10 protein-coding genes are annotated in these 14,858 nt (G+C 44.0%); 6 read left to right on the plus strand and 4 right to left on the minus strand.

The features are described 5' to 3' along the window. Nucleotides 1-22 precede the first annotated feature (22 nt). The gene (locus tag ACZW67_RS05425) at nucleotides 23-685 is read left to right on the plus strand and encodes a c-type cytochrome (RefSeq protein WP_465182448.1); all 663 of its coding nucleotides are present in this window, start codon (nucleotides 23-25) and stop codon (nucleotides 683-685) included. A 332-nt stretch (nucleotides 686-1,017) separates the two neighbouring features. Here ACZW67_RS05425 and ACZW67_RS05430 read toward each other — a convergent pair whose 3' ends face one another. From ACZW67_RS05430 to tolQ, 4 genes are all read right to left on the minus strand, one after another. Continuing rightward, nucleotides 1,018-2,310: a translocation protein TolB gene (locus tag ACZW67_RS05430; RefSeq protein WP_465182449.1), complete on the minus strand. Its 1,293-nt coding sequence runs from the start codon at nucleotides 2,308-2,310 to the stop codon at nucleotides 1,018-1,020. A gap of 136 nt (nucleotides 2,311-2,446) precedes the next feature. Beyond that, nucleotides 2,447-3,460 (minus strand): cell envelope integrity TolA family protein, encoded by a 1,014-nt coding sequence (locus ACZW67_RS05435; RefSeq protein WP_465182450.1) that lies wholly within the window; start codon nucleotides 3,458-3,460, stop codon nucleotides 2,447-2,449. 72 nt (nucleotides 3,461-3,532) lie between these two features. After that, entirely contained in the window at nucleotides 3,533-3,991 is a 459-nt protein-coding gene (gene tolR / locus ACZW67_RS05440; protein WP_465182451.1) for a protein TolR, read from the minus strand. A gap of 13 nt (nucleotides 3,992-4,004) precedes the next feature. After that, the gene (gene tolQ, locus ACZW67_RS05445; protein WP_110922959.1) at nucleotides 4,005-4,718 is read right to left on the minus strand and encodes a protein TolQ; all 714 of its coding nucleotides are present in this window, start codon (nucleotides 4,716-4,718) and stop codon (nucleotides 4,005-4,007) included. 487 nt (nucleotides 4,719-5,205) lie between these two features. Here tolQ and ACZW67_RS05450 point away from each other — a divergent pair, with 487 nt between their 5' ends. The 5 genes from ACZW67_RS05450 (at nucleotide 5,206) to ACZW67_RS05470 (ending at nucleotide 14,850) form a co-directional block, all read left to right on the plus strand. Then, nucleotides 5,206-6,501 carry an NCS2 family permease gene (locus ACZW67_RS05450; RefSeq protein ID WP_110922958.1) on the plus strand — a complete coding sequence of 432 codons (1,296 nt, stop codon included), beginning with the start codon at nucleotides 5,206-5,208 and terminating at the stop codon, nucleotides 6,499-6,501. Between the two features lie 775 nt (nucleotides 6,502-7,276). Next, on the plus strand, nucleotides 7,277-10,528 hold the full coding sequence (gene putA / locus ACZW67_RS05455) for a bifunctional proline dehydrogenase/L-glutamate gamma-semialdehyde dehydrogenase PutA (RefSeq protein WP_465182452.1): 3,252 nt from the start codon (nucleotides 7,277-7,279) through the stop codon (nucleotides 10,526-10,528). A gap of 11 nt (nucleotides 10,529-10,539) precedes the next feature. Next, on the plus strand, nucleotides 10,540-11,229 hold the full coding sequence (locus ACZW67_RS05460; protein ID WP_110922956.1) for a 1-pyrroline-5-carboxylate dehydrogenase: 690 nt from the start codon (nucleotides 10,540-10,542) through the stop codon (nucleotides 11,227-11,229). 369 nt (nucleotides 11,230-11,598) lie between these two features. Further along, nucleotides 11,599-12,960, plus strand: coding sequence for a uracil-xanthine permease family protein (locus ACZW67_RS05465; RefSeq protein WP_265090124.1), 1,362 nt, complete (start codon nucleotides 11,599-11,601; stop codon nucleotides 12,958-12,960). Nucleotides 12,961-13,221: 261 nt separating this feature from the next. Further along, nucleotides 13,222-14,850, plus strand: a complete 1,629-nt coding sequence (locus ACZW67_RS05470) for a xanthine dehydrogenase small subunit (protein ID WP_465182453.1) — start codon at nucleotides 13,222-13,224, stop codon at nucleotides 14,848-14,850. Nucleotides 14,851-14,858 lie beyond the last annotated feature (8 nt).

Raw genomic sequence — 14,858 nt, forward strand, 5'->3', positions numbered from 1 at the left:
ACTATAAAATTCAGAGGCTATCATGGATAATGCAATCGTGAAGAAGACAGTCATAAAAAACATGACACCCAAACTGCTGACTGTGATGTTGCTGAGTGTGTTGAGTAGTGCGGCACTGCTAGGTTGTAGTCAACAGTCGGATGACATACAAACGATAGCCAGCGTACAAGAGAAAGAAGCTACGCAGCCTGCTGACTATCAAGCAAGCCGTAATACAGGCGCTTGGGGTGCTGTCCATATGAGTCGTGATGAGCTTGCAACACCTTCTATGAATATCGTTGATGACAGCTCACTGCCCAATATGAAAAATGACCCAAGTATTACTAAGTGGGAAGCAAAGTTTGAAGGCACCAATGCATTTGTGACAACAGATGGTGAAAAGCTATATCACGACTCTTGTGCAGCCTGTCATATGCATAAAGGCGAGGGTGCTTACGGTGCAGGTTATTATCCACCACTGGCTAATAACAGTAAGATGCAATCAAAGTATTACATCATTGATATCTTAATGAATGGTTTTCGCGGTATGCCGTCATTTCATGGGATGATGAATGATGAGCAGATGGCTGCGGTTACTCAATATGTGGTCAGTGACCTGAATGGCTTTACTGAGACGGTAACGGCTGAAAACGTGGCAAAACTGCGTCATGACAACCCACCAGCAGGTGATCCGAGTGATGATTAATACTATTTACACTTTTAGCTAATGGCTATTAAAGAAAAATATCTAGGGCGTGTCCTCATTTTAAAAATGGTGATAAAAGTGAGATAAATCGCAGTCAAACAAGGAACATAGCGCAGATAATATCGAGATATTAGTCAGCTATTTGACGCTGTTTGGCAAGATTTAGCCATTTTTAACCCATTTAGATGACTATCGATTGAATTGAGGACACGCCCTAATATACAAATTACTTCACTACTGCTCTTAGAAAACAAAAAAAGCGCTTAACAGATAGTTAGGCGCTTTTTTATATACAAGGATTTATAGATTGAGAAAGACAGCAAGTGGATTATTTACTTTGGACTGGCTGACCATACTGGTGAGCGAATAGTACCTTGTCCAGACTTGCCAAACGTCTCACCACCATTTAGTGATTTTATTGTAATAATACCTTTACCACCTTGTTTTGAAGCATAGACTACGCGCTTACCGTTAGGCGAAAAGCTCGGTGCTTCATCAATGCCCGTATTGCCCAAATTAGCCGTTATTGCACCATTGCTATTCATGATAGCGGCTGATGAGCCATTCAAAAAGGCAATTTGTGAACCATCGCTATTGAACTGCGGGCTAGTCGCATAACCACTATTTGATAGCTTCGTAGTACGTCCTGAGCCAAATTCATAACGATAGATTTGTGGCTTATTGAAACCTGCGCGGTCACTGACGAACACAAAAGATTGACCATCAGGCGCATAGCTTGGCTGTACTTCACTGCTTGGCCAGCTGGTGAGTCTTTTAGGTTGACCGCCACTGGCACTTATCTCGTAAATATCAGCACTGCCTTCAAAGCTGCTAGAGAATAATATTTTGCTGCCATCTGGTGAGAATGATGGACTCAAGTTACTACCAGAGAAGGGTGTTAATGCGGTTGCGCCGCCGCCATCAACGTTTTGTACGTAGATGACTTGATACGATTGATCACGTTGTACAGAGTAAGCAATGCGTTTGCCGTCTGGTGACCAAGCGGGTGAAAAGATAGACCCTTTGACTTCAGCAAGTGTTCTCGCATTTTCACCATCAGCATCCATAATTTTTAGGCGTGAGACTTTATTCTTACCGCTTAATTCCTCTTCAATATAAGCAATACGTCCTGAAAAATCTCCTGGCGTCCCGGTAATCAACTCATATACTTTATCTGCGATGACGTGCCCAGCATAACGCATACTTTCTTTATCGTTATTAGCCGTTAGACTTTGTTTTCCTGCTAGTATTCGCCCTGACTTTACTTCAATGACTTCATAGTTGGTGGTCACTTTACCGCGATTGGTACTGCTGCTACCGACGACTAGGTAAGGAATACCGATACTTTGCCATACGGGTAGGGTACCTGCTAACTCGTTGCTACTATACGGTTGCTGTGGCAAATTTTCGCTAGTCACTTTTAGCTCGGTTTTACCTAAGTCATTTAGGATAATAGAAGACATGACGGTGTCACCAGCGAAGGGAACAAAAGCGGCTTGGTTTTGTTGAGTAGGAATGTCGTAATCTAGTTCCAGAACGACAGGAGCTGCAAATATACTTGGAGCGACCAGCAAAGCTGAGGCACTGGCAAGTAAAGATGTGAGTAGTTTTTTATGAGTACGCATGAGTAATTCAAGCTCCTGAAAAAGTATAGTGATCATTTCTACAAGTAATCAATCAACCATAAAGGTATGGGAATACCTTTAACAGTATAAGATTATTAAGGTAACGTTATCAATAATGTGAGACATGAGCAACTTATTAGTTACTACCCCTAAACTGTATATCGAAAGTAGGATATTTTGGATCGCTAGTATCTATTGGGAAGCTATCCGCATCCCAAGCTGCTTGTTTGGCTGCCTCATTGACTCTACTATCAGGTCCTGAAACTGAGACATTGGTCACCTTGCCGCTAGCATTCACAGTAATCGTTAGAGTCGCGCGCTGAGTCGTGCCTTTCGCTCCTGTCGGTGGATTATAGTTACGTTTGATTAAGCTGATAATTTCATTGTTGCTAGCACCGCGATTGCCACCTGCTGCTGAACGACTGCTTTCTTTTGTGGTGCTTGTTGTATCGCTAGATACGACAGAGTCGCCTTTTGCTAGACTGTAATTCTTAGGTGTGCCATCAGAATCATTACTTTCAAATTCTATATTGGTGCTTTTATTATTAGGACGTATAATTTTGGGAGTGTCATTTGGCTTATTACGATACTCTTGGAGCCTTTGTTGATCTTCTATTTGCTCATCTCTCTTGTCTTGCTCAATAGCATCGTGCTTTTCTGTCACTGATTCATCTAATTGTTCTGCCAACTCAGCCATCTGTTGCTCATATTCTCTATTTCGTTCAAGCAAACGTTGATGATGCTCTTCGCTCATCAATAAAGGGCGGCCAGTAGTATCATCGGGGCGGCTAAAACTAGGTACTGGTTGTGAGCTTGATTGGGCACTATTTTGGTTGGCATTGTTACTGTTAGACTCATTTTCTTGCGTAACTGTCGACGAGCTGCTGCTAGCATTGGCTGCTTGAGCTTGCGCGGCAGCACGATTGGCCAGTATCTGATTTTGCATATCAGCCAGTTGCTCAGGTGATACCATGACCGTTTCGATACTACCAGTCATGTCGACTTCAGTGTGTTGATAGTTATAAACGAGCAGGCCAATCACAAGGCCATGTGCGAGTAAACTGAGTAGCGTAGGCAAGGTCAGCCCATTGCCTTCAGGTTGGGTAGGCACATAGACGGCAGGAGCATTATGCATAATATTTATACTCATGAACGTGGTTCATTGGGTTGACTACGATTCTATTATAAGCTTGATCGAATGTGGTGCTTATTAATCTGTTGATTACAGTGAAGGCGTGGGTAGAGGAGCGCCTGTTAGTAGTCCTACCTTTTGAATACCGGCTTGTTGTAACGTCGCCATTAGCGTCATGATTGCACCATATTGATTGTTTTGGTCGGCATTTATCATCACCTGTACGGGTGACGCTCCGGCATCACTGTTTTGAGTCTGCAAATTAGATAAGGTGTTAATCAGTTCAGGTTCGCTCACTGGCAAATCGACATTACTTTCGTAACTGATAAAAATCTCTCCATTACCAGTTAGAGATACGATCACCGGTAGCTGGCTTTGGCTCATGGTGTTGGTTTGCTCTTTTGGCAGATCGACATTAACACCTGTAATCAACATCGGCGCTGTCACCATAAATATGACCAGCAGCACCAGCATCACATCGATGTAAGGAACGACATTCATCTCCGCATTTAGCGCTTTCTTTTCACGGCGATAGGGACTTTGCTTCATGGCTTCATCGTCCTTATGCTTGACTAGTGGTAGATTGCGTTTCTCTGCTGACAGGGTTTGCTGCACTCGTCTCACGTTGGAGCATGCCGGTCATCTCATCACAGAACAGCGCCCGCGAGTCATATAAGCGGCTAGATTTTGCCGTAAAGTGATTGTAAGCCAGTACAGCAGGGATCGCTGCAAACAGACCCATGGCAGTGGCGATTAAGGCCTCGGCGATACCAGGCGCAACAGAGGCTAGGGTGGCCTGTTCTGTCTGCGACAATCCTAAAAAGGCATTCATAATACCCCAGACTGTACCAAACAATCCGATATAAGGCGCCACTGATCCGATACTGGCCAGCGTTGTCAGCCCTGATTCGAGCAGTTGCTGTTGACGACCTAGCCCAACTCTTAGCTTACGCTCAACGCCATCGATAATGTCATCTTTAGGCTGGCGCTTTTTATGCATTCTTAGGTATTCTGAAAACCCAACATAAAAAATCTGCTCAAGTCCTTGGCGTTCAGGCGAGCCTTGCACACCTTGATATAGTTTGGCTAAATCTTCACCTGACCAAAACCAAGTTTCAAACTGTTGATCGAAACTTTGAGCCGTACCAAGCCGCGCACTCATACGAAAAATAATGATCCAACTGAATAAAGATGCTAATAATAATAGTGCCATCACAATCTGCACCAATAGACTGGCTTGGGTAATAAGATCAATAATATTTAATGACTCAGGCATGTAATGAACTCACGGATAATGGACAAGAGCTGGCATGGTGCAATACGCAGGCCAAATAGGGTATTCGATAACATAAAAACTTGGTGGCGCAATAATTCTGCACACTTATATTAACCGCCTAGTGTACTGCTAAATGAAGTAAAGGTCATTTAATAAAGTGTTAAATACCAAATAATTAATGAATGTTTAGCTATGTTGTTTTATTCAAAAGGTAAATTCTGTTTGTGCATCTATCGATAGATATCTTGAAAATATGTTTTATTTACCTAAAAGCCTGTCCAAATATGATTTCCAAGTAACAGGAGAAATCGTGTTTGTACGCTTCGGGTACTGGTAGTGATTGAATTTATAGTGTAATTTCTCTAGAATGTTACACTTCGTTACTGCTGCCTTTCTAGAGATGACGTCACGATTTGTCTGCTGACGTTGTGTTGACTTTAGGCATTAATAAATTTGTTCTTTCACTAGCAAGCTGGGCGCGACACTTATGAATGCAATCGAACGCTATTTTGGGATTAACGGTGAAAACACCACGGTAAGAACTGAAATTCTTGCTGGCTTGACCACTTTTTTAACGATGGCCTATATTATCTTTGTTAACCCCAACGTGCTAGCAGATGCTGGCATGGATAAAGGCGCTGTGTTTGTTGCTACTTGTTTGGCAGCAGCAATCGGGTGTTTGATCATGGGACTCTATGCTCGTTTACCTGTTGCTCAGGCTCCTGGCATGGGTCTTAACGCCTTTTTCACTTACGGCGTGGTACTTGGTATGGGGTACACATGGCAAGTTGCGCTTGGCGCGGTGTTCTTATCTGGTTGTATTTTTGTGCTGTTGAGTCTGTTCAAAATTCGCGAAATGATCATCAATTCTATTCCCGTGTCGCTCAAGCAGGGCGTGGTCGCTGGTATTGGTGCATTTCTAGCGTTCATTGCATTACAAAGCTCAGGCGTCATCGTCAATCATGACGCTACGTTGGTTGGCTTAGGTGATATGACAAGCTTTGGACCGGCGATGGCTGCTGTTGGGTTTATTGTTATTCTCGCTTTGTCCTATAAGAAAGTCCCTGGTGCGGTGACTATTGGTATCTTGCTTGTGGCTTTGGTCAGCTTATTAACTGGCAATACGCATTTCACTGGTATTATCTCTGCACCGCCATCGATTGTACCTACATTCATGCAGCTTGATATTGCTGGCGCGTTTGATGTGAGTATGATCAGCGTTATCTTTGCTTTCTTATTCGTCGATTTATTCGATACAGCTGGTACGTTGATTGCAACCACGCAACAGGCAGGCTTGGTAGATAAAGATGGTAAAGTTAAGAACATGGGTAAAGCGATGTTTGCAGATTCTACTGCGACAGTAGCAGGGACTTTACTTGGTACGTCATCGACAACCAGTTATATCGAAAGCGTTTCAGGTATTGCTGCAGGTGGTCGTACTGGATTGGTCGCTGTGACTGTCGGCGTGCTATTTTTGCTTAGTATATTCTTTGCGCCATTAGCCAGTATGATCCCTGCTTATGCAACAGCAGGCGCGATATTTTATGTGGCGGTATTGATGTTAGGCACTCTAAAAGACGTAGAGTGGTCTGACTTGACTCAAGCAGCGCCAGTCGTTGTCGTATTATTATTTACCCCACTGACTTACTCTATCGCAGATGGTATCGCACTTGGTTTCATCACTTATACGGCAACCAAAGCATTGACGGGTAAGTTTTCTGACATTAGCATTCCAGTATGGATATTGACTTTCGTACTATTGGCAAAAATTGTCTTTGTTTAACGGTTTAAAGCCAGTCAGCAGTCTTTGCTAAACGATACAGTTTTAGCTTAGCTTGCAATAAAAACCCCTCCTTATCTGGTATAGATAAGGAGGGGTTTTTTTTGATATAAGTGCTATACCGAATATTAGCCTATTGAGATGACTGTCGCATGAATTGAAGGCATACGCTAGTATTTTTGATACTGATATCTAGCGCTGTAACGACAATCAATCGGCAATAGTAAACGAAAAAACATAACCAAAGCGTCATGGTCGGAGATTGCGACATAAGCTATTGTTATATAAAGAGTTATTTATTTATAAAAATGAGAAAAATCGTTAGTTCGAATTTTTTTTTCATGATATTATAGCCACGTTAAGCGCATCACCTCAATCAACGCCGTAGAGGTTTTTCTTACAGTGAATTAGCGTCAGCTAAGATGATAGATTGGTGTTTATTAAAGCGACTGTATGTCGTTTCGATAAACTGGTATCTGACCATCATACTCCTTTCACTACTAACAAGAAGAAGGCACTAATGCCGCTTAGCTTTGCGTTGTTGCCTTTGTATTGTTAGCGTAGCCCGTTTAACAGTCGAACGACCTACTTAACCGTCTCCAGCCTCTGCTGGATTTTTAGTTTTGTGATGGCGCCGTTTGGTCTTTTGATTATTACTGTGAGTATCCGTTAATAACCACTATTCAATTTGATAGCGGTTGTGAGCCGTCACACAGGACGATCAGACTTCCTAAAGCACCATTTATTATGGTTTTTAAACGATAGTTATGGAGTTATTATGAACCCAGTAGACCAGTTTACCCCGCAAGAGCCTATCTTGTTTTCTGCTGTTGATTTGCTGAAGCCGGCATATCTTACCCAGTCATTAGAAACGCTACATACCCGTATTTCACCGCTATATAGTGTGGATGAAGTGCGTTGGTTGTCTGAGCTGTTACCCCTTGCCAAACCTAGTGATGAAGAGCGCGATGCTGCTGCTGAGCAAACGCGTAAGTTGGTCGAGCACGTGCGTAATGATGGCAAAGCCGTCAAAATGGTCGATTCATTGTTGCTTGAGTATAGCCTTGATACCCAAGAAGGTATCTTGCTCATGAGCTTGGCAGAAGCCTTGATTCGTGTGCCAGACAGCTATACGGCCGATGCTTTGATTCATGACAAAATGAGCGTGGCTGATTGGAAAAAGCACATCAAAAATGACAATGGCTTTATGGTCAATGCCTCCACTTGGGGCATGATGATGACTGGCCGCGTCGTGAGCATTGATAGCAGCACGACAGCGTCAGGCTTCTTAGACCGTATGACTAAAAAGATGGGCGAGCCTGTCATTCGTAGTGCGATGCAAAAAGCCATGCGTATTATGGGTCATCAGTTCGTATTGGGCGAAACCATTGAAGATGCTAATAAAAACAGCCAGCCGTATCGCAATAGAGGTTACACCTACTCATTTGATATGCTAGGTGAAGCGGCCATCACGCACAGAGATGCTGAAAAATACTTCAACGACTATCTGCATGCCATCAAAGCCACGGCGAGCATCAAAGTTAAAGACGGCATGCCAAAGCCATCGGTGTCGATCAAGCTATCAGCACTGCATCCTCGCTATGAAGCCACGCAAGAAACGCAAGTCATGGGACTGCTGCGTCAACGCTGCATGTTGCTTATTGAAGCGGCACGTGAGGTCAATGTTGATCTGAGTATTGATGCTGAAGAAGCGGATCGTCTTGAGATTTCTCTAAAACTGTTTGAGTCTTTGTACCGTGATAACTTGACGTCTGGCTGGGATGGTTTGGGTATCGTTGTACAGGGTTACTCTAAACGCGCTATCGCAGTCCTCGCTTGGTTGGCTTGTCTCTCAAGTGAAGTAGGCGACCGCATCCCAGTACGCTTAGTTAAAGGCGCTTATTGGGATACAGAGATCAAACTGGCACAGCAAAAAGGTCTATCAGGTTATCCTGTATGGACTCGTAAAGAAGGCACAGATACCGCTTATCTTGCTTGCGCGCGTTTCTTATTATCAGATCATTTGCGCGGGCTAATCTGGCCACAGTTTGCGACGCATAATGCTCATACATTAGCGTCAATCATTACGATGAGCGCGCACAGAGACTTTGAATTCCAGCGTTTGCATGGCATGGGTGATGCACTTTATGATCATATTTTAGATGCGTATCAGATTCCAGTACGTATCTATGCACCAGTAGGCGCTCACAAAGACTTACTACCGTACTTGGTACGTCGCTTGCTTGAAAATGGTGCAAACAGCTCGTTCGTCCATCAGTTGCTAGACAAGTCTTATCCTATCGATAAGCTGACGGTGCATCCATACGACAAGCTGCTAACCAATGCCACGTTGAACAACCCAGATATCCCATTACCATCAGAGATTTATGGTGCGCGCCGTGCCAGCTTTGGCCCTAATATCTTTATTGACTCGCAGTGGGCACCGTTTACAGCAGCTATCGATGGCTACTTAAACAAGTCTTGGTCAGCGACCTCTATCATCAACGGTAAAGCTGTTAATGATTACGAAGTAGATGGCACAACGCATCAGCTTGATGCTCAGACAGTACGTGCACCTTGGAACCATGAAGTCAGTGCTGGTGACGTTAAATACGCCAACGCCCAATTGGCTCGTCAAGCCATTGATGCTGCTGTTGCTGGTCAAAATGAGTGGCAAAACGTATCAGCCATGAAGCGTGCTGAAATCTTGCGTAAGATTGCAGAGTTATACGAAGAGAACTATGCTGAATTGATGGCATTGTGCCAAGTTGAAGCGGGCAAGACGCTGCAAGACGGTATTGATGAGATCAAAGAAGCGGTTGATTTCTGCCGTTTTTATGCAGATGAAGCTGAGCGTTTAGACGTGACTGCTTATGAGTTTACCGATTTGTCTGGTAAACAAGCACGTCAAGTCTACAAAGCACGTGGTACTTTTGTCTGTATCAGTCCATGGAACTTCCCATTGGCAATCTATACTGGTCAAATCGTGGCGGCACTAGCTGCAGGTAATACGGTAGTGGCCAAACCTGCTGAACAAACCAGTTTGATTGCGCACTTTGCTGCACAATTAATGTATCAAGCGGGTATTCCAGCAGCGGCCCTGCAATTGGTCACTGGTGCAGGTGATGTGGGCGGCGCATTGACGGCAGCTGATAATATTGCAGGTGTGGTCTTTACCGGCTCTACTCAAACCGCGCAGCGTATCAATCAAAGCCTAAACGACCATGCCCAAGCCAGCGGTGAGCTGCCAGTATTTATCGCAGAAACGGGTGGTCAGAATGCGATGATCGTTGATTCAACGGCACTGCCAGAGCAGGTTGTTAGAGACGCGGTATTATCAGCGTTTGGTTCAGCGGGTCAACGTTGTTCAGCTTGCCGTATCTTATGCGTGCAGGAAGAGATGGCAGATGATTTGATCGAGCTACTACAAGGTAACATGGCAGAATTGTCTGTTGGTAATCCACTTTATGCTGCCACTGATGTGGGCCCAGTGATTGATGCGGATGCCAAGCAAGGTCTAGAGGCACATATCGAGCGTATGGCAGCAGAGCCAACCGCGACGATTTTGGCACAGACACCAATGAGCTCAACCTCAGTCGTGAGCCAAGATCAGTCTACGTTTGTATTGCCAACGGCGATTGAAGTCAAAAGCATCGATGTCATCGGCGGTGAGCACTTTGGCCCGATTTTGCATGTACTGCGTTATCAAGCTCGTGATTTGAACAAGCTGATTGATGCGATTAATGCGACAGGTTTTGGTTTGACTTTGGGTATCCACAGTCGTATCGAAACCACCACTGAAAACATCGAGCGCCGCGCGTTTGTCGGTAATACCTATATTAACCGTAACCAGATTGGTGCTGTGGTCAACGTCCAGCCATTTGGTGGCTGTGGTCTGTCTGGTACTGGCCCTAAAGCGGGTGGTCCACACTATGTATCACGCCTCATGCAGCTAGTCTCAGAGCCAACGACTGATATCGAGGCTAGCAATAGCCAAGCCCAAACCACCACTCAAACAGAACTTGCATAAGGAGTAGCATCATGGCGACTGAATTCAAAAAAAATCATGCACAGGTCTGTGAGTCTTGGAGATTACTGGGCGCAGTAAACCGTGCAACCTATCTACAGGCAGCCATTCCAAAGCTGGCGCTGCTAACTGGTGATGCCAACAAGGCCAAGCGCTTATTCAATCATCTGTTGAGTGCAGCACCTAGCTTGGATGAGATGCATCGTATGGTTGGTGCCACTGGCGAGTCGAACGACTTGTATGTTACAGGTCGCGGTAAGACGATGGTGGTGGGCGGTGAGTCTGCCCGTGCAATGGCCGTACTAGGCCAGCTGGTTGCAGCACTATTGACAGGTAATGAAGTCATATTACATTGCCCAAGCCAAGATGAGATGTGTGTTGAAGCAGCAAAAGTGCTTTATGAAACGGGCATTAGCGAAGATGTGTTGAGCGTTGCTAATGACTCACAGACCATTACTTTGTTGTATATCGATCGTCTTGCACAAGTGGCAGTGTCTGGTAGCCGAGCTGATGCACAGACAATCAGCCAAGAACTGGCTAAAACTGATGGTATTTTGACGCAGGTTATTAGCGTGACGGATATGGAAGGTTTGTCAGAAATGCTCACGCCTGATTATCTGCATCGTTTTGTCACCGAGCGTGTGAAAACCATCAATACCACGGCTATCGGTGGTAATGCTAGCTTGCTTGAGCTTGGGACATAAGAAAAATTAAATGTGCTAGGTAGTAAGATGCTACTTAGCATTGTTTGAATAACGGTTGATGTTTGTTTTCAAGAGCTTCAAAACTCTTAGAAAATGAGCATTAACCGTTTTTTTATGGCTGCTTTTCAAGTATTTCATATTTTAGACGGTGAATACTTAAAATCTTATGACTTATGAACGCTATTTTATCGCTTGTCGGCAAACAGCAGTAGTGATATCATCATAAAACCTGACCAAATGGTCATCTTTCAAAGCGGTGTTATCACTAACGTCGAATTGCTCAGACCAAAACTATTAGCGAGGCTGCTGACACCTGTTATCAAGAAGTGTTAGTAGACTTAAAAATATATTAATCAAGGATGATTAACAGTGCCTGAATCTATAGAGTCTCAAAAAAACAGCGAGTTGATGTATCAGCTCAATGACAATCCTAGTTTTTGGCCGGCAAGCTTCGCCGCTTTGCAACATCTACTAGCCAGTATCGTTGCTATTGTTACACCCACTTTGATTGTCGCTGGGACTTTGGGGTTGGGTGAGTATGTCCCTTATTTGATTAGCTGTGCTCTAATATCCTCTGGCATTGGCACTTATATTCAATGTAAAAAAATAGGTCCCGTAGGTGCTGGCATGTTAAGTCTACAAGGGACTAGCTTTGCTTTTTTGACAGCGATTATTTCTGCTGGCCTAATTGTAAAAGGACGTGGTGGTTCACCAGAAGATATTTTGGCCACCATCTTTGGCGTTAGTTTTTGCGCTGCCTTTGTTGAAGTCGTCCTGAGTCGTTTTATTCATAAATTAAAAAGAATATTTACGCCTGTTGTCACTGGTACTATTATTATTCTCATTGGTGTTCCATTAATCGAAGTGGCCATGACTGATATTGCAGGTGGCTTTGGTGCCGAAGATTTTGGTAGCTTACAGAATCTGTTTTTAGGTATGGTTGTACTGGTATCAGTGATTGTTTTTAACCGCTCAAAAAATCCTTTATTAAGACTTTCCTCGATTGTTATTGCTTTAGTTTTAGGTATGCTAGCCGCCTTTTTTATGGGCAGGTTGGATTTTTCTTCACTGAGTAATGTTGGCTTCGTGACAGTTCCTATCCCCTTTAGATTTGGTTTTCAATTTGATATCGCCGCCTTTATTCCATTAGCCATTCTGTATTGTGTAAGTGCGCTTGAGACGACAGGCGATTTAACGGCAAATGCCGTGGTGTCAAAAGAACCTGTCACAGGACCTGTCTATCTCAATCGCATTCAGGGTGGGGTATTGGCAGATGGTGTGAACTCTATGATTGCTGCGACTTTAAACAGTATGCCGTCGACGACTTTTAGCCAAAATAATGGCGTTATAGCGCTTACCGGAGTTGCCAGTCGCCATGTCGGGATTTATATTGCAGCTCTGATGATTATCATTGGGATGTTTCCTATCTTCGGCGCCTTATTACAAACCATGCCTCAGCCAGTACTGGGCGGTGCAACCTTGGTGATGTTCGGCACAGTAGCAGTGGCTGGTATCAAGGTATTGTCGACCGCCAAGCTCGACCGTCGAGATATGTTGATTGTCGCGACTTCTGTCGGAATGGGAATCGGTGTTTCTATGGTGCCTGAAGTATTATCACATGTGCCTGAATTGATACGTAACGTGCTGATATCACCTGTAGCAATTGGTGCTATCACAGCCATTACATTGAGTTTGTTCTTACCAGTGGATACTCAAGACGCTGATATATAATAAAAATATAGTCAATCATTTATAAAAGAGTGACAGCGTTAACCTCGCTTGAAGTATCACAGTTACATCTGCACTCGGTTGCCTTGACGCTCTTTTAAAATGAATTAACTATCTAGCCAAAAAGTATTATTAAATGCCATTATTGTTTAAGGTTTATTAAATATAGATTGATTGTTTTGAGCGATTTAGTAGATATTTATGTTGGTGGTTTATCTGAGCTGCCTAATTTTATAAAGCCCAATTTTTTAGCCGAGTCTTGCTATGATTAGTTTCTATCTGAACGGAAAGCACCATGAGATAACCCACCTCAATCCGAATACAACGGTACTTGAATATTTACGCTTGCACGAACGACAGACCGACACCAAAGAAGGCTGTGGTAGTGGTGACTGCGGTGCCTGTACCATCATGGCGCAACGATTGGCTATAGATGATAGCGAACAATCTACCACTCCTTTTTATACTCTAAACTCCTGTATTACTTTGCTGTCATTGATGGATGGTCACCATCTGATGACAGCGGCTTATCTCGCGGACAATCCTGAGCATCATCCAGATCGCGCCTCATTGCACCCAGCACAACAAGCGATGGTTGACTGTCATGGTTCGCAGTGTGGCTTTTGCACACCTGGGTTTGTGATGTCGCTTGCCAGCGTTTATGAAAACCATCGTCTGCAAAAAGTGCAGGATGCGACGATAGATGCGCTAAGCTATGATGATATTGTCGCTTCAATATCGGGGAATTTGTGTCGCTGTACGGGTTATCGTCCTATTATCGAAGCTGGTCTGGCCATGGGCAATATTGGTAAACAGCGAGACGAAGCGCAGACAGACGCGAAAGATCTCATGATAACGCTAGCTACTGATGCGATGGCAACTAGCAAAGCGCCTATTTCAACGAAGAGTAATGCTATTGAACCGGCATTGACGCAAGACTCGCGGCAGTTGTTTATTCCGCAGTCAATTGATGAGCTGAATCAGGTGCTAGCGGCTAACCCAAAGGCGACTATATGGGCAGGCGGGACTGATTTGAGTCTAAGTGTGACACAGCATTTGGTCGATCATGAACTGATAGTGCAGCTGTCTGCGATTGATGAGCTAAAATCTTGGTCAGTGGTAGATGCTAATGACAATGCGCTATCAGATGATAAGCAAAACGTAGCATCAGCATCTACAAAATCGCTAGTACTTGGTGCTGGTATGAGTTATAAAAAAATGCTGCCTGTGCTTGAGCAGTATTTTCCTACATTTGCTGCGGTATTTGAGCGTATTGCTTCACCACAAATTCGGAATATGGGTACTATCGGTGGCAATATTGCCAATGCCTCACCGATTGGCGATTTACCACCGATTCTGTTGGCGTTAGATGCGCAGGTTCATTTACGTCATTGTGATATGGCCAACCGTACTGACAAATCTCAAGCATCTTACACTGATGAGATAATACCTTTATCAGCATTCTTTTTAGATTATAAAAAAACCAAGCTACGTGCAGGCAGCTATGTGGTCGCTATTCACATACCACTTCTGCAAGACAATCAATATCTATACATTCATAAAATTAGTAAGCGTTATGAAGATGATATTTCTGCCTGTCTGCTTGCAGCGAGACTGGATATCTCAGCAGACGGTATGACCATCGAAGATGCCAAATTTGGGCTTGGTGGTATGGCGGCGATACCTCTGTTAGCGAAAAAATCTCAGCAAGCATTGATCGGACAACCTTTGACGGTAGCTAGTTTTGAGACGGCGGCACAGATGCTACCAATGGATGTGTCGCCAATGACGGATGTGAGAGCCAGTCGAGAGTATCGTATGCATGTGGTGCAACGACTACTCACTAAGTGTGGTAAGCAATTAATAGCAGAGCTGCAAACGATAAGTGCTTGATAGAGACA

This window comes from Psychrobacter sp. TPE 89C, assembly GCF_055522395.1.